The sequence below is a fragment of the Castellaniella sp. genome (assembly GCF_049673105.1).
GTDB lineage: Bacteria > Pseudomonadota > Gammaproteobacteria > Burkholderiales > Burkholderiaceae_B > Castellaniella.
Map to the genome: position 1 here is coordinate 16,134 of NZ_JBATXG010000032.1, position 21,840 is coordinate 37,973.

21 protein-coding genes are annotated in these 21,840 nt (G+C 64.3%); 9 read left to right on the top strand and 12 right to left on the bottom strand.

Annotation, left to right across the window (positions count from 1 at the left end; genetic code table 11):
- Nucleotides 1-150: 150 nt before the first annotated feature.
- Nucleotides 151-831, bottom strand: a complete 681-nt coding sequence (locus WBF69_RS11820) for a phosphoglycolate phosphatase (protein ID WP_424264344.1) — start codon at nucleotides 829-831, stop codon at nucleotides 151-153.
- Between the two features lie 98 nt (nucleotides 832-929).
- The gene (gene rpe / locus WBF69_RS11825) at nucleotides 930-1,643 is read right to left on the bottom strand and encodes a ribulose-phosphate 3-epimerase (RefSeq protein WP_424264345.1); all 714 of its coding nucleotides are present in this window, start codon (nucleotides 1,641-1,643) and stop codon (nucleotides 930-932) included.
- Nucleotides 1,644-1,716: 73 nt separating this feature from the next.
- On the opposite strand from rpe, the gene WBF69_RS11830 reads away from it, so the two are divergent.
- The 3 genes from WBF69_RS11830 (at nucleotide 1,717) to WBF69_RS11840 (ending at nucleotide 5,189) form a co-directional block, all read left to right on the top strand.
- Nucleotides 1,717-2,997: a murein transglycosylase A gene (locus tag WBF69_RS11830; protein ID WP_424264346.1), complete on the top strand. Its 1,281-nt coding sequence runs from the start codon at nucleotides 1,717-1,719 to the stop codon at nucleotides 2,995-2,997.
- Between the two features lie 13 nt (nucleotides 2,998-3,010).
- Nucleotides 3,011-4,195 (top strand): FAD-dependent monooxygenase, encoded by a 1,185-nt coding sequence (locus tag WBF69_RS11835; RefSeq protein WP_424264347.1) that lies wholly within the window; start codon nucleotides 3,011-3,013, stop codon nucleotides 4,193-4,195.
- Nucleotides 4,196-4,337: 142 nt separating this feature from the next.
- Entirely contained in the window at nucleotides 4,338-5,189 is an 852-nt protein-coding gene (locus tag WBF69_RS11840) for a DsbC family protein (protein ID WP_424264348.1), read from the top strand.
- A gap of 48 nt (nucleotides 5,190-5,237) precedes the next feature.
- On the opposite strand, the gene WBF69_RS11845 is transcribed toward WBF69_RS11840, so the two are convergent.
- From WBF69_RS11845 to WBF69_RS11870, 6 genes are all read right to left on the bottom strand, one after another.
- A complete protein-coding gene (locus WBF69_RS11845) occupies nucleotides 5,238-6,386 on the bottom strand; it encodes an ABC transporter substrate-binding protein (RefSeq protein ID WP_424264349.1) in 1,149 nt (382 codons plus the stop codon).
- Nucleotides 6,387-6,508: 122 nt separating this feature from the next.
- Entirely contained in the window at nucleotides 6,509-8,320 is a 1,812-nt protein-coding gene (locus WBF69_RS11850; protein ID WP_424264350.1) for a methyl-accepting chemotaxis protein, read from the bottom strand.
- 184 nt (nucleotides 8,321-8,504) lie between these two features.
- On the bottom strand, nucleotides 8,505-10,241 hold the full coding sequence (locus tag WBF69_RS11855) for a methyl-accepting chemotaxis protein (RefSeq protein WP_424264351.1): 1,737 nt from the start codon (nucleotides 10,239-10,241) through the stop codon (nucleotides 8,505-8,507).
- A gap of 116 nt (nucleotides 10,242-10,357) precedes the next feature.
- The gene (gene galE, locus WBF69_RS11860; protein ID WP_424264352.1) at nucleotides 10,358-11,377 is read right to left on the bottom strand and encodes a UDP-glucose 4-epimerase GalE; all 1,020 of its coding nucleotides are present in this window, start codon (nucleotides 11,375-11,377) and stop codon (nucleotides 10,358-10,360) included.
- 77 nt (nucleotides 11,378-11,454) lie between these two features.
- Nucleotides 11,455-11,763 carry a high-potential iron-sulfur protein gene (locus WBF69_RS11865; RefSeq protein ID WP_424264353.1) on the bottom strand — a complete coding sequence of 103 codons (309 nt, stop codon included), beginning with the start codon at nucleotides 11,761-11,763 and terminating at the stop codon, nucleotides 11,455-11,457.
- Between the two features lie 82 nt (nucleotides 11,764-11,845).
- Nucleotides 11,846-12,517, bottom strand: a complete 672-nt coding sequence (locus tag WBF69_RS11870; RefSeq protein ID WP_424264354.1) for a thiopurine S-methyltransferase — start codon at nucleotides 12,515-12,517, stop codon at nucleotides 11,846-11,848.
- A 241-nt stretch (nucleotides 12,518-12,758) separates the two neighbouring features.
- On the opposite strand from WBF69_RS11870, the gene WBF69_RS11875 reads away from it, so the two are divergent.
- Nucleotides 12,759-13,136, top strand: a complete 378-nt coding sequence (locus WBF69_RS11875) for a DUF4168 domain-containing protein (RefSeq protein ID WP_424264355.1) — start codon at nucleotides 12,759-12,761, stop codon at nucleotides 13,134-13,136.
- Nucleotides 13,137-13,148: 12 nt separating this feature from the next.
- Here the strand turns inward: WBF69_RS11875 and WBF69_RS11880 are convergent, their stop codons facing one another.
- Nucleotides 13,149-13,337, bottom strand: coding sequence for a 4-oxalocrotonate tautomerase (locus WBF69_RS11880; RefSeq protein ID WP_424264356.1), 189 nt, complete (start codon nucleotides 13,335-13,337; stop codon nucleotides 13,149-13,151).
- A gap of 171 nt (nucleotides 13,338-13,508) precedes the next feature.
- Between WBF69_RS11880 and dctP the strand changes: the two genes are divergently transcribed.
- From dctP to WBF69_RS11905, 5 genes are all read left to right on the top strand, one after another.
- A complete protein-coding gene (gene dctP, locus WBF69_RS11885) occupies nucleotides 13,509-14,564 on the top strand; it encodes a TRAP transporter substrate-binding protein DctP (protein WP_424264357.1) in 1,056 nt (351 codons plus the stop codon).
- Between the two features lie 12 nt (nucleotides 14,565-14,576).
- Entirely contained in the window at nucleotides 14,577-15,107 is a 531-nt protein-coding gene (locus tag WBF69_RS11890; RefSeq protein ID WP_424264358.1) for a TRAP transporter small permease subunit, read from the top strand.
- Nucleotides 15,107-16,426 (top strand): TRAP transporter large permease, encoded by a 1,320-nt coding sequence (locus tag WBF69_RS11895; RefSeq protein ID WP_424264359.1) that lies wholly within the window; start codon nucleotides 15,107-15,109, stop codon nucleotides 16,424-16,426. The genes WBF69_RS11890 and WBF69_RS11895 overlap by 1 nt, the downstream gene beginning before the upstream one ends.
- A 72-nt stretch (nucleotides 16,427-16,498) precedes the next feature.
- The gene (gene dapA, locus WBF69_RS11900; protein WP_424264360.1) at nucleotides 16,499-17,374 is read left to right on the top strand and encodes a 4-hydroxy-tetrahydrodipicolinate synthase; all 876 of its coding nucleotides are present in this window, start codon (nucleotides 16,499-16,501) and stop codon (nucleotides 17,372-17,374) included.
- Nucleotides 17,375-17,384: 10 nt separating this feature from the next.
- A complete protein-coding gene (locus WBF69_RS11905) occupies nucleotides 17,385-18,866 on the top strand; it encodes an aldehyde dehydrogenase (protein ID WP_424264361.1) in 1,482 nt (493 codons plus the stop codon).
- Here the strand turns inward: WBF69_RS11905 and WBF69_RS11910 are convergent.
- Genes WBF69_RS11910 through WBF69_RS11920 form a run of 3 tightly spaced genes read right to left on the bottom strand, consistent with a single transcriptional unit; the run spans nucleotide 18,863 to nucleotide 21,719 of the window.
- Complete coding sequence (locus tag WBF69_RS11910; RefSeq protein WP_424264362.1) at nucleotides 18,863-19,516, bottom strand: GntR family transcriptional regulator; 654 nt, start codon at nucleotides 19,514-19,516, stop codon at nucleotides 18,863-18,865. The two genes, WBF69_RS11905 and WBF69_RS11910, sit on opposite strands and share 4 nt — an antisense overlap.
- A gap of 2 nt (nucleotides 19,517-19,518) precedes the next feature.
- The gene (locus tag WBF69_RS11915) at nucleotides 19,519-20,454 is read right to left on the bottom strand and encodes a 4-hydroxyproline epimerase (protein ID WP_424264363.1); all 936 of its coding nucleotides are present in this window, start codon (nucleotides 20,452-20,454) and stop codon (nucleotides 19,519-19,521) included.
- Entirely contained in the window at nucleotides 20,451-21,719 is a 1,269-nt protein-coding gene (locus WBF69_RS11920; protein ID WP_424264364.1) for an NAD(P)/FAD-dependent oxidoreductase, read from the bottom strand. The genes WBF69_RS11915 and WBF69_RS11920 overlap by 4 nt, the downstream gene beginning before the upstream one ends.
- Nucleotides 21,720-21,840: the final 121 nt, after the last annotated feature.

Consider the following 21,840-nt stretch of genomic DNA (forward strand, 5'->3'; position numbering starts at 1 on the left):
CGAGACAAAAAAGCCCGGCCAATCGAAGGTCCGGGCTGTCGAAAGAGGGTGGCGCAACATATCGGTGCCACCCGGGATGCCATTACCCGGAACGCCAACACCACCAGCGCCAGGTGGCGCGGGTGGTGGTCGGGTAATAGCGAAAGCTGTTCATGCGAATTGTGCGGTTTGGTCGGCGGCCCACTGGGCGGCTTCGACAAGGGAATCCACTATAGCATCCACCGGCAGGCTCTGCACGGGCTGGCCTTCGTTGTAGCCATAGGGCAGGGCCAGCGCGCGCATATTGGCTGCCTGGGCGGCCAGCGCGTCATTGATGGAGTCGCCGATGAACAGGGCTTGCGAGGGCTGGATGCCCAGCAGATCGCAGGCATGGAGCAGCGGGAGCGGATCCGGTTTTTTGCGTTCGCAGGTGTCGCCGCTGACCACGACATCGAAGTACGTGTCCAGACCCATGTGTTGCAGCAGGGGGATGGTGAATTGCGAATCTTTGTTGGTGACGACGGCCAGCCGTGCGCCCTGACTGCGGAAAGCTTCCAGCCCCGCCAGCACGCCTGGGTACAGCTGGCTGTGGCGACCATTGAGGACACGGTAGTGATCCTGATAGCGGGCCAGGCCGCGCATCACCTGTTCGACGCTGGGGGCTTGCCCATCGTGGCTGAGCGTGCGGATGACCAGTTGCTCGACGCCTTTGCCGACGAAGGTCGCCAGCAGGGCTTCAGGGAGCGGGGGGAGGTTCATGTCCTGGCGCATGGCGTTGGCGGCATCCGCCAAATCGGGGATGCTATCCACCAAGGTGCCATCCAGGTCAAAGAGTATTCCGGCAAAGTGCATGAGGCTGCTAAAAGAGTCGATGCGTCAAATCGGCCAATGGTAGCATTTCCAGCCCTGCTGTGCCGTGATCAGGCCACTGTGCTGGAAACGGTTTCATCTTAGGGGGCCGAGGTGCGTCGCAAGGCGTCGCCCTGGGCGATGCCCTGGCGCAGTTGGGCGATCACCCGGGTGTAATCCGGCTGGCCGAAAATCGCAGAACCAGCCACGAAGGCATCGGCCCCCGCGGCGCGGATATCGGCGATGTTGTCGGCCTTGACCCCGCCGTCGACTTCCAGGGTGATGGCCTGGCCCCCCAGGGTTTGCCAGCGGTCGATGCGCGCGCGCGCCTGCTGCAGTTTCTGCAGGGTGTGGGGGATGAAGGATTGCCCGCCGAAGCCCGGATTGACCGACATCAGCAGGACCAGATCCAGTCGGTCCATGACATGATCCATCCAGTCTAGCGGGGTGGCCGGGTTGAAGACCAATCCTGCCTGGCAGCCGTGATCGCGGATCAGGGCCAGGGTGCGGTCCACGTGGCGCGAGGCTTCGGGGTGGAAACTGATGATGTTGGCCCCGGCCTTGGCAAAAGCGGGCACCAGCGCGTCGACGGGTTCGACCATCAGGTGCACGTCGATGGGCGCTTGTGTATGAGGCCGCAGCGCCGCGCAGACCATGGGGCCCATCGTCAGGTTGGGGACAAAGTGGTTGTCCATGACGTCGAAATGGATCCAGTCGGCGCCGGCGGCCACGACGGCGGCGACTTCCTCGCCCAAACGGGCGAAATCGGCGGACAGCAGGCTGGGAGCGATACGGGCGGTGGGCAGGTCGGTCATGGCGAAACAGGGCCTGGATGTGTCATGATGGCGGTTTGGTTGTCCCGTCTATTTTAGTGCACTTGGTTTTGGCATGAAAAAGCTTCTGTGGTCTGCGGCCGTGCTGGCCCTTTTAAGCGCTTGTTCTTCGGTTCCTCTGGAAGAAAGCGCAACGGGCGAGCTGGCAGGCGGCGAGCCTGCCGTGATCCAACCGCTGGTCGTGCCGGCGTTGTCCGCCTTGCCCGAAACCCCGGCCCGGACGCTGAAAGGACGCTATACACAGGTGTCCTGGCAGCAGGTGCCGGGGTGGGCGGGCGACGATCTGGCGCATGCCTGGAAGGGCGTGCTCAATAACTGCCGGGGTTTGATGCGCCCTGTGTCCGGGTCGCTGGCGACGCCCGCGCGTGCGGCGCCTCGCGCCTGGCAACCGGTCTGTCAGGCTGCCGTCCAGGCAGGGCTGGGGCCGCAGGCTTCGGGTGCGGCGGTGCGTGACTTTCTGCAGATGCACTTGCGGCCCTGGCGGCTGGATCAGGCATCCGGGCAGCCCGCCAGCGGGACCGCCACCGGCTATTATGAACCGCTGATCCGCGTTTCGCGCAGCCGCACGAATGTCTATCAATGGCCGCTCTATGCCGCGCCTGCCGATCTGCTGATCGTGGATCTGGGGGCGGTCTATCCGGAACTGGCCGGCAAGCGGGTGCGGGGCAAACTGGATGGGCGGCGCGTCGTGCCGTACGACACGCGGGCGCAGATCATGGCCGACCCGGCGCGCCAGCCGCCGGTGATTGTCTGGGCCAATGATCCTGTCGAGGCCTTTTTCCTGCAGATCCAGGGATCCGGGCGGGGGGTATTGCCCGATGGGTCCATGATGCGACTGGCGTATGCGGATCATAACGGGCGTCCCTACGTTTCTATCGGACAGTGGCTGGCGCGGCAGGGCGAAATGCCGCTGGCCAAGACCTCGATGCAGAACATCAAACAGTGGGCCATCGATCACCCCGGTCGGGTGCAACAGATGCTCAACGTGAATCCGGCCATGGTGTTTTTCCGCGAGGAAGCCATTGATGATCCCGAGCTTGGCCCTCGGGGCGCCTATGGTGTGCCCTTGATGGCGCAACGGGCGATTGCCGTCGATACGGATTTCGTACCGCTGGGCACACCGGTCTGGCTGGATACCCGTCAGCCTGGCGGCGCCGGGTTGCTGCAGCGCCTGGTGTTCGCCCAGGATACGGGCGCAGCCATTCGCGGGGCGGCGCGCGCCGACTTTTATTGGGGGACGGGCGATCAGGCGGGCGCATCTGCCGGTCGCATGAAGCAGGCGGGCCAGATGTGGCTGTTGTGGCCGGCTCAGGCCGGCGCGCCCAGCGCCCGCTGACAAGGAATCCACCATGAAGCAAACGTCCGTTCTTGTGTGCGGTACTGGCATTGCTGGTCTGGCGTGCGCGCTGGGGCTGTCGCGGGCTGGCTTGTCGGTCGAATTGCTGGGGCCGCGTCAGACGCCGCCGGTGCGGGGTGCCGATGATTATCATCCGCGGGTTTATGCGATTTCCGAGGCCAGCCGGGCCTTGCTGGACAAGCTGGGCGCCTGGCGCCTGATCGATGACCGGCGCATCACGCCGGTCGAGACCATGGAAATTCACGGCGATGCCCAAGGCTCCCTGGATCTGTCCGCCTGGCAGGACGCCCGCGACACCCTGGCCTGGATTGTGGAATCCGGCGAGATCGAGCGCGCGCTGCAGCAGGCCGTGCAGGTGATGGGGGTGGTCTGGCACGAAGACCAATTCACGGGGCTGGATGCCGGCAGCCAGGGCGTCCGGGTGACGACGGCTCAGGGTCGGCACTGGCATCCTGGTCTGCTGATCGGCGCTGACGGCGCGCGGTCGCCGGTGCGTCAGGCGGCCCGCATCCATCACGAGTACACCCCGTATGGCGATATGGGGGTGGTCGCGCATCTGGATATCGAACTGCCGCACCAGAATCGGGCCTGCCAGTGGTTCACCGGAGACAGCGTATTCGCGTTGCTGCCGATGCCGGATACGGCGGACGGGCCGCAGGCCTCTCTGGTCTGGTCCATGCCCGAAAGCCCCGCCCGCCGCTGGATGGCCTTGGATGCCGAGGCGCAGCAGGCCTATCTGGCCACGCACGCGCAGGCCATCACGGGGGGGCGTCTGGGCCGGCTGCGTTTGCGCACGCGCCCCCAGGGATTCCCTTTGACATTGGAAAGGACGGCGATGGTGGCGCCTGGCGTGGCGCTGGTGGGCGATGCCGCGCATCGCGTGCATCCCTTGGCGGGACAAGGCCTGAATCTGGGGCTGGGCGACGTGCAGACGCTGATCCAGGTGCTGAGCGAGCGCGAGCCGCATCGCGCCATCGGCGATCCGCAGCTGCTGGCCCGTTACCGACGCCGACGAGCGGAACCCGTCTGGGCGATGGGAGCGGTGACGCACGGCCTGCACCGCCTGTTTGGCGCCCAATGCGCCCCTTTGGTCTGGGCCAGGAATCAGGGGATGCAGATTGCAGATCAGGTGCCTTTTCTGAAGCGCCGCCTGATCCGCGCCGCGGCGGGGGATTGAACCCCGGCGGGCGGCAGATGGCAGGTGCCGGGTCTGGCGACTGGCCCTGCCTCGGATGCCGCTCAACACGATTATTTACACTCAAGCATTGATGAATGCCGGTATGATCCAGGCCGATTCGATGATGTTCCCAGAGGTTCTCATGAAATATTCTTTAAGTCTGGCCAGCATCCTGCTATGCGCCAGCCTGGCGGTGCAGGCGCAGCCGGCGGCTCGGGTGCTGAGCACGCAGCCTGATCATCCTGCTGCATCTGCGAATGGCGTGGTGACAGCCACCGGGGGCGCTTCGTCGCCCGCCGATGCCGTGATCACCGCCACGGCGCTCCCGCCCGAGCAGGCCCAGGCAATCACCCAGGCCTTTGAGCAGCGCTTTCCCGGCATCCGGGTCGATGCAATCCGCGTGACACCCATGCACGGCCTCTTCGAGGTGCAGGTCGGCCTGGACCTGATCTATACCGATGCGCAGGTGGATTATGTGCTGCAGGGGTCTCTGGTCGACGCCAAGGCGCGTCGCGATCTGACGGCCGAGCGGCTGGAAACCCTGCGACAAGTCGCATTTTCCAGCTTGCCGCTGGATCGGGCGATCCGTCAGGTCAAGGGCACGGGCGAGCGCCAGGTCGCCGTTTTCGAGGACCCCAACTGCGGGTATTGCAAGCAGTTGCATCGCAGCCTGGAAGACGTGGACAACGTGACGGTCTACACGTTTCTGTTCCCGATTCTGTCGCCCGATTCGACGACCCGGTCACGGGATATCTGGTGCGCGCCCGATCCGGCCAAGGCCTGGAAGGCCTGGATGCTGAACGGCGAACAGCCGGCGACGGCGGATTGCCCGACGCCCATCGAGGAAAATCTGGCCCTGGGCCGTAAGCTGAACGTCCAGGGGACGCCGGCCCTGTTCTTTGCCGATGGCAGCCGGGTCAATGGCGCCCTGCCGCTGGACGCCCTGAAGAAGAAGCTGAATGAGTCCGGGCTTGCGCCTGCGTCTGCGGGCTGACCCCCAGGTCTGACCCATCGGAGCGGCTTGCAAGCCGCTCCGGGTGCGTTAGCGCAGCAGTGTCCAGGCACCGTTTTTCACGGTGATCAGTTCGCGGCCACGCTCGTCAAAACCGCTGTGGTCGGCTGGGCTCATGTTGTAGACCCCCTGGGTGGCGACCAATTCGCGTGTCTGTTCCAAGGCATCGCGTAGCGCCTGCCGGAAGGCGGCGGTGCCGGGCTGCGCAGTTTTGGCGGCGATGGGGATGGCGTGCTGCAGCAATAGACCCGCATCGTATACGTTGGCGCCGAAGGTCGCGGGGCGTTCGTTATAACGGGCCTGGTAGCGCTGGATGTAGTCCTGGGTAATGGGTTTTGATGGGTTGCTGTCGGCGATTTCCGGCAGCACCAACATCAGGCTGGCCGCCAGAATCGTGCCTTCGGCAGCTTTGCCGCCCAGCTTCAGAAAGGCGGGCAGCGCCGCGCCGTGCGTCTGGTAGAACTGGCCTTTGTAGCCCTGCTGAACCAGCGTGGTCTGGGGCAGCGCGGCGGCTCCGCCTGTGCCGGCAACCAGGATGGCATCCGGTTTGGCGGCCAGCAGTTTCAGCGCCTGCCCGGTGACGGAGCTATCGGTGCGCTGATAGCGCTCGGTCACGGTCAGTTGCAGGCCGTTTTCCTGGGCCAGCTTGCTGAACACCTGATACCAATCATCCCCATAGGCGTCTGAAAAGCCGATGAAGCCCACCGTGCGGATGCCGCGCGAGACCATGTCGCGCACCAGCGCCTGGGCGATGATGTCCGTATTCTGCGTGGTCTTGAAGGCCCATTTTTTCTGATCCGTCATGGGCAGCACGATGGATGCCGCCCCCACCGGTGCCAGCATCGGCGTGCCGGATTCCGCCGCAAATTGCAGCACGCTCATGGCGTTGGGGGATCCGGTGGGGCCGATGATGGCGTCCACCTGGTCTTCGGAGATCAGTTTTTTGAATGCAGTGACGGTTTGCGTGGGATCGCTGGCGTCATCCAGGCTGATGTAGGTGATGCTCAGGTCGCCAGCCTTGGCGGGCAACAGGGGGACCGTATTTTTTTGCGGGATGCCCACCAGCGCCGTGGGGCCGGAGGCGGATGTGACGACGCCGATCTTGACTTGGGCTTGGCTGGACAACGGTAGGGTGAACAGAACAGCGGCCAGGGTGGCCGCCAGGATGCCAGTACGCACGGGGTTTGTCTCCTGGGGGTTACAGGCGGCATTACGCGGGCCGCTTGCGGATCATGCGTGAATTGTATTGAAAAGCCCCGTTCCGGGGAACGGGGCTTTGGGGGTGATGCCAGGCGGGCGTTTTAGAATTCAGCCCATTCTTCGGTATCTGCCGTGGCGGGCGCCGGCTTGCCCGGTGCGCGCAGGGCCGGACGGCTGGTGGCGGCCGTGTCCGGCTGTTCGGCCTTGGTCTCGCGCCGGGGCCGTTGGGGCGCCGGGCTGACGACTTTTTCAGGGGCCGACGGCAGGCGTGCGGCCTGGCTGCGTTGCTGCGTGGTGCCGCCGCTGTGCTGCTGAGCGCCGGCAGAGGCGCCGGTCGACCGGCTGGCGTGGGCCTGTGGGTCGGCGCTTTGATCTTGAGCGCCCAGGTTGAAGGTGGACACCAACTGCGCCAGGGTGTTGGCCTGGGATTGCAGGCTGTTGGCGGCGGCGGCGGATTCTTCGACCAGGCTGGCGTTCTGGCGCGTGACGTCGTCCATCTGCGTGATGGCGGAATTGATTTCCTCGATGCCGGTGGTCTGTTCGCGGTTGGCCGCGTTGATCTCGCCCATGATGTCGGTGACGCGGTTGATGCTGTCGACGATTTCCTGCATGGTGTTGCCGGCATGCGCGGCCTGCTCGTTGCCCTTGGCGGCAGCGGCGACCGAGGTATCGATCAGGTCTTTGATTTCCTTGGCGGCGCTGGCGGAACGCTGGGCCAGGGCGCGGACTTCGGCGGCGACCACGGCAAAGCCGCGGCCCTGTTCACCTGCGCGGGCGGCTTCCACCGCGGCATTCAGGGCCAGGATATTGGTCTGGAAGGCGATGGACTCGATCACGCCGATGATGTCGGCGACCTGCTGGGATTTATTGTTGATCTCGCCCATGGTGTCGACCACTTGCGACACCAGGGATCCGCCATCGGTGGCCGTTTTGGCGGCAGCGGCGGCCAGCGTGTTGGCCTGCTGCGTGTTGTCGGCGTTCTGGCGCACGGTGGCGGTGATCTGTTCCATCGTGGCGGCGGTTTCGGCCAGGGAACTGGCCTGCTGTTCGGTGCGCGAGGACAGGTCCAGGTTGCCGGCGGAAATCTGGCTGGCCGCCGAAGCGATGGAATTCGCGCCGCTGCGCACTTCGCTGACGGCGCCGCGCAGGCTGGTTTCCATCGCGTCCAGGGCGCGCAGCAGCATCCCGATTTCGTCCTTGCCATCGGCGTGGATGGCGTGGCTGAGATCGCGTCGGGCGACGGCCTCGGCGAGATCTACCGCGTGGCGCAGAGGGTGGGTGATGGATCGCGTGACGCGCCAGGCGAACAGCGGCCCCAGGATCAGCGCCAGCAGTGTGGCGATACCCAGCAGCGTCAGGCCCAACTGGTTGGCGGCGCTGCTGTCGGCAAACGTCTGCTCGACACGGCTGTTTTGGAGTTGGGACAGCTTGTCGATCTCGGCGATGTATTCCGCCGTGATTTTTGGCATGTCCTGGTTGAAGAAGGTGTCGGCTTTGGCGTAGTCGCCGTTGTCCAGATCCTGGAAGGCCTGTTGGCGACCATTGTGGTAGAGATCGCGGACGGCCAGGGCTTTCTTGAACTGAGCGATGGCTTCCGGGCTGACCAGCCGTTCCTGGATGTCAGCGCGCAGTGTGTCGGAGTGCGCGTCCGAGGCATCCATGCCTTCTTTGAAGATCTTCAGGACGTCCGGATTGGTCAGGTTGGCGGCGGCCAGCGCCTGGTTGGCGTTGACCTCGACCTGACGCGCCCAGCGCAGGACTTGCGCATTGATGGTTTGGCGTTGAATCAGCGCGTTGCTGTCCTGGTCGGTGGCGACCATGCGCCAGGCGCCGATGCTGGACATGAGCAGCAGCAAAATGATGATAAGGCCGAAGCCCAGCGCCAGCCGGGTGCCGATGTTGAGGTTACGCATGAGGTCCTCGAGGTATATAAGGGCTTTCGGAACCGCGCGGGCAACCTTCCCGATGCGGACCGGACAATTTTTCTCTCGATTGTACGAAGAGTGTCCGGATCCAAACGGTCCAACAGGGGCCGTGTCGGGGGGCTTTTCTTTCTGGACAGGTGATCGGCGGCCTGTGGTGCAGGCCGCCGACAGATCAGAACTCAGCCCATTCAGCCGTATCGGTGGTGGCCGGCGCCGGTTTGCCGGGCGCTCTCAGGGCCGGCGCCGGGCGGCGCGCCGGCGGGGCGGCTTCGGTTTTTGGGGCGGGGCGCCGAGGCGCCGGGCTGACCGTCTTTTCGGGCGCCGAGGGCAGGCGGGGAGCGGCAGCGCGCGTGTTGGTGGGCGTGTCTGCCCCTGCGCCCAGCTTGAAGGTGGAGACCAGTTGAGCCAGGGTGTCGGCCTGTTCTTGCAGGCTGTTGGCGGCAGAGGCCGATTCCTCGACCAGGCTGGCGTTCTGGCGCGTGACGTCGTCCATCTGCGTGATGGCGGAATTGATTTCCTCGATGCCGGTGGTCTGTTCGCGGCTGGCGGCGCTGATCTCGCCCATGATGTCGGTGACGCGGTTGATGCTGTCGACGATTTCCTGCATGGTGTTACCGGCGCTGGCGGCCTGCTCGTTGCCCTTGGCGGTGGCCGCAACCGAGGTATCGATCAGATCCTTGATTTCCTTGGCGGCGCTGGCGGAACGCTGGGCCAGGGCGCGGACTTCGGCGGCGACCACGGCGAAGCCGCGGCCCTGTTCGCCTGCGCGGGCGGCTTCCACCGCAGCGTTCAGGGCCAGGATGTTGGTCTGGAAGGCGATGGAATCGATCACGCCGATGATGTCGGCGACTTGCTGGGACTTGCCGTTGATCTCGCTCATGGTGCCGACCAGTTGCGACACCAGCGTGCCGCCGTCGGTAGCGGTCTTGGCGGCAGCCGCCGCCAGGGAGTTGGCTTGTTGGGCATTGTCGGCGTTCTGGCGCACGGTGGCGGTGATCTGTTCCATCGTGGCGGCGGTTTCGGCCAGGGAGCTGGCCTGCTGTTCGGTGCGCGAGGACAGGTCCAGGTTGCCGGCGGAAATCTGGCTGGCCGCCGAAGCGATCGAGTCGGCGCCCGTGCGGACTTCACCGACCGTGCTGCGCAGATTATGGCTCATGCGTCCCAGCGACTGCAGCAGCAGGCCGATTTCATCGCCGCGTGTGTTGTCGACGCGTCGGCTGAGATCGTTCTGGGCGATGCTTTCCGCGATCGAGACGGCTTCTGTCAGCGGGTGGGTGATGGCTCGCATGACGCGCCAGGCGAACAGCGGCCCTAAAATGAAGGCCAACAGGGTGGCGATCAGCAGTATTGTTTCGCTGGTCTGGGCGTTGTCGGCCAGTCGGGCCTGGGCCGTGTTGATGCCGGCCTGGTGAAAGGCGCGCAGTTCATCGATGCTGTCGACATAGGATTTGCCCAGCGCAGGCAACTGGTCGCGCACGATCTCGGTCGCGACGATGGATTGGTGCGAATCCAGCGCCTTGAACGCAGCGTTCATCGCGGCGAGGTACTGCTTGCGCCAGTCCAGGATGACGTCGTAGGTGCGCAGAGACTCGGGGGATGTCAGCAGGGCGCGAACCTGGATGTCGTACTGGGTGATGCTGTCCGTGGCCGCATCAATGCCGGTCTTCAGGTGTTTGATCACATCCGGATCGGACACCAGCGCGTAGCCGATGACTTGGTTGGCCCGGACTTCGACGGCGCGGGCCCATTCCGTCATCAGCTGGTTGATTTTCTGGCGTTCTACGATTTCTCGGGTAATGTCCTGAGAATTTTGGGCGCTCCAGATGCCGATGGAGGCCAGCACCAGGGCCAGGAGCAACAGGAAGCCAAACGCAGCAGCCAGCCGTGTGCGGATCTTAAGGTTTTTCATGGGGGATTCGCCCGAGTTATATCCAAGGATGATTCCTGGGATATTAGGGGAAACCCTGTGTTTTTGATCTGGGCAGTAGGCTGGAAATATCCATCTAGTTTTTTGGATGCGGGCGATCAGTCGCCTGGGTAGCCGTCCGGATTGCCGGATTGCCAGCGCCAGGTATCGGCCATCATCTGCGCCAGCCCCCGTTGTGCTCGCCAGCCCAGATCGCGGGCGGCTTTGCCGGGGTCTGCCCAGCAGGCGGCGATATCGCCGGCGCGACGCGGGGCGATGGTGTAGGCAATGGCATGGCCGCAGGCTGCCTCAAAGGCATGGATCATGTCCAACACGGAATACCCGGTGCCCGTTCCCAGATTCCAGGCCTGAAGGCCCGGATGTCGCTGCAGATAGTCCAGCGCCGCCAGGTGCCCCAATGCCAGATCGACCACGTGGATGTAGTCACGGATGCCGGTGCCGTCCGGCGTCGGATAGTCGCCGCCGAAGACCGAGACCTGTGCCAGGCGCCCGACGGCGACTTGGCTGATGTAGGGCAGCAGATTGTTGGGAGTGCCGCGAGGGTCTTCGCCGATGCGGCCGCTGGCATGAGCCCCTGCCGGGTTGAAGTAGCGCAGCAGGGCGATGGACCAGCGCGGGTCGGCGGCGGCCAGATCCTGCAGGATCTGTTCGACCATCAATTTGGATCGCCCATAGGGATTGGTGGGTTGGCCGGTCGGGCAGGCTTCAGAGATCGGCGTGCTGGCCGGGTCGCCATACACGGTGGCCGATGAACTGAAGACCAGGCGGTGTACGTCGGCGGCCATCATGGCCTGGCACAGCGTCAGGGTGCCGGTGACGTTGTTGTCGTAATACCGTAGCGGTTCACGCACACTTTCGCCAACGGCCTTCAAGCCGGCGAAGTGCACCACGCCGCTGATGTCGTGTTGGGTGAACAGCCGATCCAGCAGCGTCCGGTCGCGCACATCGCCTTGTACGAAGCCGGGCGTGCGACCCGTCAGGGCAGCGACCCGCGCTAGAGATTCGCGAGAACTATTGCTGAGATTGTCCAGCACCAGCACGTCGTGGCCGGTGCTGAGCAATTCCAGAACGGTATGTGAGCCGATATAGCCTGCGCCGCCCGTGATCAAAAGCGTCATGGTGAAAAGCCGATGCGATGGAAAGGCTCCATGCTATCAGCTTGGCTGACAGGAGGGCGCTGGCGGCCAGCCGGTGTTCAGGCCTTGGGGGTATAGGCGCTGCACCAACCTTTTTCAGACACGTCCTGGCCGCTGAAGATCGGACAGGGACCCCAGGCATCGCCTGCTTTGCCCTGGTAGAGCTGGCAGTTGGCGCAATGCTCGCCGGGTTTGAATTTGGGTTGGGATGCTTTATCGACTTGGGCGGCGTCGTGTTTGTACCCCAGCTGTTTGGCCATGGGGCTGTTTTCATCGACGTGCTCAGCCGCCAGGGCTTGGCGGGACAGCGCGAGACTGGATACCAGTCCGGCGCTGGTGATCAAGAAAGTGCGGCGAGATGTTTTCATGAGGATTCCTGAACGATCCCCCACGAGCCAGTGTGTCTTTTGCTACCCATTATTCGCCTGGCCGCCTGATGTGGCAAGTTGCCTAGCCGGCTTCGGTGTCGTGAGCGGTCAGGCGGTAGGCCGTAGTGTTCATGCGGGTAATGCCGCGTTCCGCGAATTTGGGTTCGTGCGCCAGGATATCGCGGGTTTCCAGGGCGTCGATCTGCCAGCGGGCGCCGTAATGGGTGTGGACTTCTGTTTCCGGCACCGAAAAGGGCGGGCCATCCATTTCGGTTTGAGGATAGTCCAGCGTCAGCAGCAGGGCGCGGCAGCCCGCCGGCAGTTGTCCGTAGACATGCGCGACATAGCGTGCGCGCAGCGCGGGGGGCAGGGCGATCAGGGCAGCCCGGTCGTAACAGGCCTGGCAGCTGGCGAGCGTCGCGGCGTCCAGTTGGAAAATATCGCCGCACAGGAAGTCGATGCCCTCTGTCTGATACAGCAGGCCCTGTGGTGTGTTGCGCGCCACGGGCGTCAGTTGGTGTTCGGCGAAAAACTGCTGAACCGCCAGGGGCGAGATTTCGACAGCCAGGACGCGATGACCTTGCGCCGCCAGCCAGGCGACATCCAGGGATTTGCCGGCCAGGGGCACCAACACCCGGCTGTCGCGGGTCAGCCCCAGGGCCGGCCAATGTTTTTGTAGCAGAGGCATCACGCGGTCCTGGTGGAAGCCGGTTTGGCCAAGTTTCCAGCGCTGCAGCCAGAAATCCGTATCCATTTGTGTATTCTCCATCCAGTGGCGGGCCGGGAAACATCGCCGGATTCCGGTTGCCGACCGCCTCAGGCAGCCGCCAGACGCGTGTGCAGGGCGATCCATCCGTTCAGTGTAGTCGTCGGCGCGCGCATTCAGCCAGTGGCGTCCGTGGTATGCCGTTACAGGACAGCGCATCGGGAAACTTGAAACGGGTAGGGGGCGTCGCCATCATGGAAACATCGTTCACGAGCATCAGGAGTCCGAAATGAATCAGATGATGAAAGCGTTCATGGCCGCTTCCGTGATTGCCTTGGGCCTGGCCGGGCCGATCTCGGTGGCGCGCGCGGCGGGTGCAGGCGCCGCCTACGAGGCCATTGAACAGCCGACAGATGAACAATTGCAGCGCTACGCCAGCGCGGTGCGCGCGGTCAGCGGTGTGGTGGCGGAATATCAGCCCCGCCTTGAAGCCGCGCAGGACAATAACGCCAAACAGGCAGTCCGGGTCGAAGCGGATCAGCAAATGGTGGATCGTGTCGAGGCGGGCGGCATGAGCGTGGCCGAATACAACGGCATCAGCCACGCGGTGCGCAAGGACCCGGAACTGCGCAAGAAGGTCGAGCGCTTGGTCGGTCAGCAGCAGTAGGCCTGACAGCCGTTACGACTTTTCGGACCACAGGACGCCGCCGGTTGCCCAGTGGTCTTTGCGGATCTCGGTCAGGATGATGTCCACGGCCCCTGGTTGGCAGCCCAGCACTTCGCAGGTGCGTTCCGTCAGGGCCTGCACCAGTTCGCGTTTCTTTTCCGCCGTGCGGCCTTCGAATAATTCAATATGCATGGTGGGCATGGCGGTCTCCTTGGGTGATGGGAAAGACTGGCAAGCCTAGCATATCCGGATGCGATCCCCTCACGGCCCCGCCTTTCGGTGTTTACCCTTAATATGTTGTAAATATATTTAATGGATATTAGACTGATTGCTCAGCGAAAATGCTGACACCTACTACTATCCGGGGGAAACATGAAGACCATTTTTCGCAGTCTGGCCGTTGCGGCCCTGTCGGCGTGCGCAGTGGGCGCAGCGTCCGCTGCCGACGTGATGTGGCGTGTGCCCACGTCGGTGCCTGAAGGCTCGCCGTTCTACCAGAATTTTCTCGAACGCTTCGCCACCAACGTGAAGACGATCACGTCCGGGCGCGTGGAGATCCAGCCTTTTGGGGCGGGCGTCATCGTGCCGGCGCTGAAGGTCTTCGATTCGGTGCAGGACGGCGTGGTCGAGGCAGGGCACTCCACGTCCAGCTACCTGGTGAACCAGAATCCCGTGAACGCCATCTTCGCCGGTTTTCCGGGCGGCATGGGGCCTGATGCCTACAAGGCCTGGCTGTATCAGGGCGGTGGTAAGGAAAAGCTTGAAAAGCTGCGGGCCGAACAAGGCCTGAAGACCATGATCGTCGGCATCGGCTCGACCGAGATCCTGGCGCATTCGAACAAGCCGATCCGCAGCGCGGAAGATCTGAAGGGCATGAAGTACCGCACGTCGGGCGCCTGGGCCGAAGTGATGCGTGATTATTTCGGCGCGGTTCCGACTGTCGTGCCGGCAGGCGAGACCTATACATTGTTGCAGCGCAAGGGCGTGGACGCCGTCGAATGGGCGCCACCGTCGGCCAACATGCCGGAAGGCTTCCACCAGGCGGCCAAATACATCGTGGTGCCCGGCGTGCATCAGCCGACCTTCATGTGGGAAGTCTTCCTGAAGCAGGACACCTGGGACAAGGTGCCCGCAGATCTGAAGCCGCTGATCGAAGCCGCTGCGCAGCTGACCACGGAACAGAGCCTGGATTATTTCTACGATGCGGACATGAAGGCCATGGAGAAGTACCGCAGCGGTCGCAATGAAATCATCACTCTGGACCCAGCCTTCATCAAGCAGCTGTCCGATGCCGGCTATGACTGGATGCACAAGACGGCCAACGCCCAGAAGGCCGCCGGCAAGCCGGAAATGGCGGAAGTGCTGGCCGACTACGAGGCCTACCACAAGCGCTGGAAGGCTGAAAGCAACTACTTGATCCGAGACTGACGCGGAACTCCCGTGCGCGAGGCGATGATGCTCAATGCCCTGACCCGATTTTCAAATGGCGTGTCGTGGTGCGCTTCCCAGCTGGCGAGCGTGGCGGCGGCCGTGCTGACGGTCTCGATGGTCTACGAGGTCTTCGCCCGCTACGTGTTCGATGCACCCACGGTCTGGGCATTCGACATCGCCTATATGGCCAACGGCGCCGTCTTCCTGCTGGGGGTGGCTTATGTGCTGCGCGAGGATGCACACATCCGCATCGACGTCCTGCGCAATCGCCTGCCCGCGCGCTTCAATGGTGCGGTGCAAGGGGTAGCGTACCTGCTGATCCTGGCGCCGTTTTTCGGCATGTTGTCCTGGATCGCCTGGTCGCACACCTGGCGGGCCTGGGTGCATCACGAGGTGGAGACCGTCAGTCCCTGGGCGCCGCTGATGTGGCCGTTCTACCTGCTCATCGCCATCGGCCTGACCGCTCTGGCACTGCAACTGGTGGCGGAAGGCCTGCGGGCCTTCTGCGGCCGGGGCCTGGGCGCCAAGAAGGAACATTGATGAATCCGACTGTTGCCGCCCTGATGTTCCCGGGGATGTTCCTGCTGATCTTCCTGGGCATCCCGGTTTCATTTTCCCTGATCATCCCCGCCCTGGTCGCCGGGTGGTTCGCTTTTGGCGATCAGGTCTTCAATCAGCTGTATGGCGGCCTGTATTCGGCCACCACCAATTACATACTGTCCGCGATCCCCATGTTCGTGCTGATGGGCGCAATCCTGGAACGTTCCGGCATCGCGGCGCGGCTGTTTCGCACCATGCAGCTGTGGCTCGGGCGTCTGCCGGGTGGCCTGGCCGTGGCGACCATCGCCATGGGCGCTACCTTTGCCGCTGCGGCGGGTGTGGTCGGGGCGGTCGAGGTCATGGTCGGCCTGATGGCGATTCCCGCCATGCAGCGCTTTCGTTATGACAATTCCCTGATCGCGGGCACCATCTGCGCGGGCGGGTCCCTGGGGACCATGATCCCGCCGTCCGTGGTGGCCGTAGTGTATGCATCGCTGGCCCAGATCTCCGTGGGCGAGCTGTTTGCGGCGATGCTCTTTCCCGGCCTGATCATGGTGGGGCTGTTCATCCTGTACATCATCGGCGTGTGCATCCTGAACCCCGAAAAAGGCCCTCGCGCGGATGATCCGGACATGCTCCTGCCGCTGGCTGAAAAGCTGCGGATCACGGCCAGCGGCCTGTTGCCGACCATGCTGCTGATTTTCGCGGTGCTGGGGTCTTTGATGGCCGGTATCGCGTCGCCCACCGAGGCCGCCGCCGTGGGGGCCATCGGCGCCCTGATCCTGTGCATCTGTTACGGGCAGTTCAGCGTGCCGATGATGCGCCAGTCCCTGGCCATCACGGTCCGGATTTCCGCCATGATCCTGTTGATCGTGGCCGGCGGGATCATGTTCACGGGGATCTTCGCCGCCAATGGGGGCGGGCGTCTGATCCAGGCGCTGATTTCCGACATGGGGCTGGGCCTGACGGGTACCCTGGTGCTGTTCCTGTGCATCGTGTTCCTGCTGGGCTTCGTGCTGGACTGGACGGCCAACGTCCTGATCTGCGTGCCGCTGTTCCTGCCCGTGCTGACCGCGGCGGGAGTCGATCCGATCTGGTTCGGCACGCTGGTGATCATCGTCATCCAGACCAGCTACCTGACCCCGCCGATGGCCTCGTCGATTTTCTACCTGCTGTCGATCGCGCCGCCGGATATGAAATACGGCCAGGTCTGCCGGGGGGTCGTCCCCTTCATTCTGGTGCAGTTTCTGACGCTGGCGATCGTGGCGATGTTTCCGATCTTGGCGACATGGCTGCCGCAGCGCATCGTGGGTTTCTGATTTTTTGCGCGGGGCCGCTGGCCCTGGCATTCGCCCGGTTGGCCGGGCATCCTTTTGTCATTAGGAAGGCATATGAATATCGAAGGTATCCTGGTTCCCATCATCACTCCGTTCACGGCGGATGGTCAGGTCAATGCGCAGGCGCTGACGCAACTGGTGAACCGTTTCGTCGAGGCTGGCGTGGCCGGCATCGTGGCCTGCGGCACCACCGGCGAATACTATGCGCTGAACGACGAAGAGCGCGATCTGGTCCTGCGCACCGTGGTCGAGGCAGTCGGCGGGCGCGCCAAGACCATCGCCGGGATCAACGCGCTGTCCACGCAGGAGTCGATCACCCATGCCCAGCGCGCCCAGGCCCTGGGCTACGACGGCCTGATGCTTGCCACGCCGCCCTACAGCCTGCCGGAACAGACGGGGATCCTGCAGCATTTCCGCACCGTGGCGGCCGCCACCCCGCTGCCCATCATCCTGTACGACTTCCCCCAGCGCGTGGGCGTGCAGATCGAGGTGGAAACCGTGATCGAGCTGGCCAAGGTCCCGAACATCGTCGCCATCAAGGAAAGCAGCGGCAATTTCAACCGCGCCCTGCGCCTGATCCAGGCCCGTATCCCGGATTTCCAGATCATCAGCGGGTCCGACGACATGGCGGCCGATTTCCTGTTCTGGGGCGTGCGCTGCTGGATCAGCGGCGGCGCCAACGTCTTCCCAGCCGAGCAAGTGCAGATGGTCAAGGCTGCCAGCGAAGGCCGCTGGGACGAGGTCCGCGCGTTGATGGACGGCATGTATCCGCTCATCCTGGCCATGGAGTCCGGCGACTACAACCAGAAGGCCAAGCTGGGCTGCCGCCGCCACGGCGTCGAGGCCGGCACGGTCCGCCTGCCGCTGGCACCGCTGTCGGATGCCGACGCGCGGGACTTCCTGTCCATGCTCGACGCCTATAAGCGCTAAGGAGATCATCATGCCGCAGACCAAAGAACAGATTTTCGAGCAGGCCCGCGCCGCCAGATTATGGGCCGGGAACCTGATTCCGGGCCAGTCGGCGTCGGGCACGCGCCTGGAAAACATCACGCCCATCGACACCAGCGTCATCGGCGCCATCGAGGCAGGCACGGCAGCCGATGTGGATCGCGCCGTCAAGATCGCGCGCGCGAGCTTCAAGGCGGGCGCCTGGTCCCAACTGGCGCCGTCGGAACGCAAGCGCGTCATGCTGCGCTGGGCGGACCTGATGGCCGACCACGCAGAAGAATTGGCTGCGCTGGACTGCGTCGATGCGGGCAAGCCCATCACGGAATGCCTGAACACCGATATGCCGGCGACCCTGGATACCTTCCGCTGGTACGCCGAGGCCATCGACAAATGCTTTGGGCGCATCGCACCCACCGGCCCGGATGCCCTGGGCCTGATCGTCAAGGAACCCATCGGCGTGGTGGGCGCTGTGCTGCCCTGGAACTTCCCGGCGCAGATGTATGCCTGGAAAGTCGCTCCGGCCCTGGTGGCGGGCAATTCCGTCATCGTCAAACCGGCCGAGCTGACCTCGCTGAGCGCCTACCGCATGACACAGCTGGCCTACGAGGCCGGGGTGCCGGAAGACGTGCTGATGCTGGTCACCGGCCTGGGCGAGGACGTCGGGCAGGCCTTGGGCCGGCATATGGATGTGGACGTGGTGTCTTTTACCGGCTCGACCGAGGTCGGTCGCTATTTCCTGAAGTATTCCGCCGAGAGCAACCTGAAGGAAATCGTGCTGGAGTGCGGCGGCAAGAGTCCCCAGGTGATTTTCGACGATGCCGACCTGGACGGCATGGTCGATCATGTGCTGGCGGCAGCGTTCTGGAACATGGGAGAAAACTGCAGTTGCGGCTCGCGCTTGATCGTGCAAAGCGGGATCAAGGACGCCTTGCTGGCGCGTCTGCAGGAACGGCTGTCCACCTGGACAGTGGGGTTGCCCACGGATGAATCCGTCCAGATCGGGCCGATGGTTGAACGCGCCCATTTCGACAAGGTGCGCAGCTTCCTGGATGATGCCCCAGCCCAAGGCGCCCGACTGGTGCATGGCGGTCGCATCCACACGGAACTGGGCAGTGGCTGGTACGTGGAACCGACGATTTTCGATCAGGTGTCGGCGGATTCAAGGCTGTTCCGGGAAGAGGTCTTTGGCCCCATCCTGGCAGTGACCCCCTTCGAAACAGAAGCCGAGGCGATTGAGCTCGCCAATGACAGCGCCTATGGTCTGGCTGCTTCCCTGTATACGCGAGACGTCGGTCGCGCTCAGCGGGTTTCCCGCGCCATCCAGGCCGGCACGGTGTCCATCAACGGCTTTTCCGAAGGCGATATCAGCACTCCGTTCGGCGGCTACAAACAGTCCGGTTTCGGCGGTCGCGACAACGGTCTGGAAGCCCTGGATCAGTACCAGCAGACCAAAACGATCTGGTACGTGAATTAGGCTTCAATCACCGTCCGGGTGAATTCCGTCAGATAGTCCATCAACGCATCAGCGCCGGCGACCGCTTGTTCGGGGTCGTTGGCGTGGATGCCCTGGACTTCGAGCAGGTGGCTGCGCGCGCCGCGCTCCAGATCGCCCTCGTGCTGATAGGCGTACCAGAACCGCCGGCACTGAATGATCATGGGCACGATGGCCTGGACGGCATAGGGGTTGCGACAGGCCTCGTGATTGATGCGATCCAGCGCCTGATCGGCCTGCATGTAGGCCGCCAGGTCGTTGCGCTGTGCGGCATCCACCATGTCCTGGCCGCATTGCAGCAGTCGGGCGCGCTGATCGGGTGTCGCCCGGCGGGCGGACGAGGTGGCGATCAAGCGTTCCAGCACCCGGCGGGTGTCGATCAGGATCAGGTGTTCCGCGATGCGGATCTCGCTGACGCGCAAGCCGCGGCGCGGTTGTTGCTCGATCAGGCCGCTGGCGACCAATCGCATCAGGGCTTCACGGATGGGGGTGCGCCCCAGGCCGGTCATCTGGATCAGATCGCTTTCCACGATGGGCTGGTTGGGTTCCAGCCGCAGCGTGGCGATCATTTGCTCGATGGCGTCGTAAGCGGCCTCGGTGGCGCGGGTTTTCGTGGGCGTGGTGGATGGCATGATTAGGTTTGAATACCCCAGGCAAAGGGGTCGTCGTCCTGCAGAATCAGGGTCGTTTCGCCGCTGATGTGCGCGTTGCCCCGAATGGTGGGAATGACGGTGTCGTCCGGCCCTGGTTCATAACTGGCCTGGAAACGGCTGCCGATGATGCTGGCTTGGTGCCAGATCTGGCCGGGCTGCAGTTTGCCGTCGGCGGCCAGGCAGGCGATTTTCGCGCTGGTGCCGGTGCCGCAAGGTGACCGATCATAGGCCTTGCCGGGGCAGAGCACGAAACTGCGGCTGTCGGCGTCGGGATCCGCGCCGAACAGTTCGATATGGTCGATCAGGCCGCCGTCGCGCCCCCGGATGCCTTGGGCTTCCAGCGCGTTGCCGATGGCCGCCGCGTGTTCGGTCAGCTGGCGGGTGTCGGCGCCGGGATGTACGCGGTCGGGGGCGTTGACCAGGAAGAACCAGTTGCCGCCCCAGGCGATGTCGCCGGTGACGGGACCCAGGCCGGGGACATCCACTGTGACGTCCTGGCGGTGGCGATACGACGCCACGTTGCGCACACTGACGCTGCCGTCCGAGTGCAGTGTGGCGTCGACTGTGCCGACCGGGGTTTCGATCCGGTGCGTGCCGGGCTGGATACGGCCCAGATACGCCAGGGACACGATCAGGCCGATGGTGCCGTGACCGCACATGCCCAGGTAGCCGGTGTTATTGAAAAAGATGACCCCGGCAGCGGCGTTCGGGTCCTGGGGCGGGCAGAGCAGCGCGCCGACCAGCACGTCGTGGCCGCGTGGTTCCAGGATGACGGCTTTGCGCCAGTCGTCGTGCTGTTTGGCCAGGCGGGTGCGGCGTTGGGCCATGTCGCCCGTCCCCAGGTCGGGGAAGCCGTCCAGCACCAGCCGGGTGGGTTCGCCGCCGGTATGGGAATCCAGGATGGAAATGCGTTTCATGAGCGGGCGCCAAAAAGAGAAAACCGGTCAACCCGGTAAGGATGCAGGTCGATTGCGGCAGGCTGGTGCATCGCCAGGTCACGTACCAGCCGCGCGGTGGCGGCGCTTTGGGTCAGGCCGAGATGGCCGTGGCCAAAGGCGTAGATGGCCGCCGGATGACGGGGCGAACGGGCGATGATGGGCAGGGAATCCGGCAGGCTGGGGCGAAAGCCCATCCACTGGACGCCGTCCGCCGTGTTCAGGTCGGGGAAAAAGGATTTGGCCTTGTCCAGCATGGCCTGCGCCCGGCGGTAGTCGGGCGCCCGATCCAGGCCGGCCAGTTCGACGGCGCCGCCCACGCGGATGCCGCAGGTCAGGGGTGAAATCACGAAGCCGTGATCGCTGAAGGTGACTTGCTGGCGCAGGTCCAGTGCATCGGGCGCCAGGGTGGTGTTGTAGCCGCGTTCGGTTTCCAGCGGGATGCGGTCGCCCAGGCCACGCGCCAGCTGATGGGATCGCGCGCCGGCCGCCAGCACGATCTGCCGGGCCTGCAACTGGCTGCCGTCTTCCAGGATCAGCTGTACCCCGCCGGTCGCGGGTTGCAGCCAGCGCACCGACTGGCGCAGCAAGCGCACGCCTCGCGTGATGGCTTGTTCCCCCAGCGCCTGACCCAATGCCTGTGGGTCGGCCACGTTGCGCCATTCGGGGATCAGGACGCCGTGGGTGAAGCGCGCCGCCAGGCCAGGCTGCTGCGCGGCCAGATCCGCGCCTTGCAGCAGGTGGGATTCGATGCCGTAGCGCTCGCGCCATTGTGCGGTGACCAGCGATGCCTGGTAGCGGTTGGCGCCTTCGTAGACTTCCAGCACCCCCTGGCTATGCAGGTGGTGGGTAAGCCCGGTGGATGCCAGCTGTGCCAGCATTTCGCTTTGGGACAGGGTCATCAGGGCCGCTTGCGCCCGGATGTTGGCGGGGTAGCGGTCCGGCAGACTGGCGCGCCACAGCTGCAACAGCCACGGGGCAATGCGGGGCAGATAGGCGGGCGGCAGACTGAGCGGCCCCAGCGGATCGAAGAGCCAGTGGATTGCCTTGCGCAGAATGCGGGGCGAGGCCAGCGGCAGGATGTCGGCGAACGCCAGCCCGCCGGCATTGCCTTTGCTGGCGCCGCTGGCCAGGTCCTGGGGTTCGATCAGGGTGACGCGCTGACCCGTCTCGCTGAGAGCCAGGGCGCAGCTGACACCGATGATGCCGCCGCCGACGATGGCGATGTCGCAGGAAGACGCGTGCATGGAGTCCTTCGAGTGCAGTCGTCCGTCTGCCAGGGATGGCCGACAGGCAAGTTTTCAGGAAAGGCGCCGTGCGGCATCGGCCCGGACAGGCGTGCAGCATGAGGCGCCACCTTGATGGTGG

Excerpts from the sequence above, each read along its gene's own strand:
- WBF69_RS11820 (WP_424264344.1), bottom strand. The coding sequence starts at position 831 with ATGCACTTTGCCGGAATACTCTTTGACCTGGATGGCACCTTGGTGGAT.
- rpe (WP_424264345.1), bottom strand. The coding sequence starts at position 1,643 with ATGACCGACCTGCCCACCGCCCGTATCGCTCCCAGCCTGCTGTCCGCC.
- WBF69_RS11830 (WP_424264346.1), top strand. The coding sequence starts at position 1,717 with ATGAAAAAGCTTCTGTGGTCTGCGGCCGTGCTGGCCCTTTTAAGCGCT.
- WBF69_RS11835 (WP_424264347.1), top strand. The coding sequence starts at position 3,011 with ATGAAGCAAACGTCCGTTCTTGTGTGCGGTACTGGCATTGCTGGTCTG.
- WBF69_RS11840 (WP_424264348.1), top strand. The coding sequence starts at position 4,338 with ATGAAATATTCTTTAAGTCTGGCCAGCATCCTGCTATGCGCCAGCCTG.
- WBF69_RS11850 (WP_424264350.1), bottom strand. The coding sequence starts at position 8,320 with ATGCGTAACCTCAACATCGGCACCCGGCTGGCGCTGGGCTTCGGCCTT.
- WBF69_RS11855 (WP_424264351.1), bottom strand. The coding sequence starts at position 10,241 with ATGAAAAACCTTAAGATCCGCACACGGCTGGCTGCTGCGTTTGGCTTC.
- galE (WP_424264352.1), bottom strand. The coding sequence starts at position 11,377 with ATGACGCTTTTGATCACGGGCGGCGCAGGCTATATCGGCTCACATACC.
- WBF69_RS11865 (WP_424264353.1), bottom strand. The coding sequence starts at position 11,763 with ATGAAAACATCTCGCCGCACTTTCTTGATCACCAGCGCCGGACTGGTA.
- WBF69_RS11870 (WP_424264354.1), bottom strand. The coding sequence starts at position 12,517 with ATGGATACGGATTTCTGGCTGCAGCGCTGGAAACTTGGCCAAACCGGC.
- WBF69_RS11875 (WP_424264355.1), top strand. The coding sequence starts at position 12,759 with ATGAATCAGATGATGAAAGCGTTCATGGCCGCTTCCGTGATTGCCTTG.
- WBF69_RS11880 (WP_424264356.1), bottom strand. The coding sequence starts at position 13,337 with ATGCCCACCATGCATATTGAATTATTCGAAGGCCGCACGGCGGAAAAG.
- dctP (WP_424264357.1), top strand. The coding sequence starts at position 13,509 with ATGAAGACCATTTTTCGCAGTCTGGCCGTTGCGGCCCTGTCGGCGTGC.
- WBF69_RS11895 (WP_424264359.1), top strand. The coding sequence starts at position 15,107 with ATGAATCCGACTGTTGCCGCCCTGATGTTCCCGGGGATGTTCCTGCTG.
- dapA (WP_424264360.1), top strand. The coding sequence starts at position 16,499 with ATGAATATCGAAGGTATCCTGGTTCCCATCATCACTCCGTTCACGGCG.
- WBF69_RS11905 (WP_424264361.1), top strand. The coding sequence starts at position 17,385 with ATGCCGCAGACCAAAGAACAGATTTTCGAGCAGGCCCGCGCCGCCAGA.
- WBF69_RS11910 (WP_424264362.1), bottom strand. The coding sequence starts at position 19,516 with ATGCCATCCACCACGCCCACGAAAACCCGCGCCACCGAGGCCGCTTAC.
- WBF69_RS11915 (WP_424264363.1), bottom strand. The coding sequence starts at position 20,454 with ATGAAACGCATTTCCATCCTGGATTCCCATACCGGCGGCGAACCCACC.
- WBF69_RS11920 (WP_424264364.1), bottom strand. The coding sequence starts at position 21,719 with ATGCACGCGTCTTCCTGCGACATCGCCATCGTCGGCGGCGGCATCATC.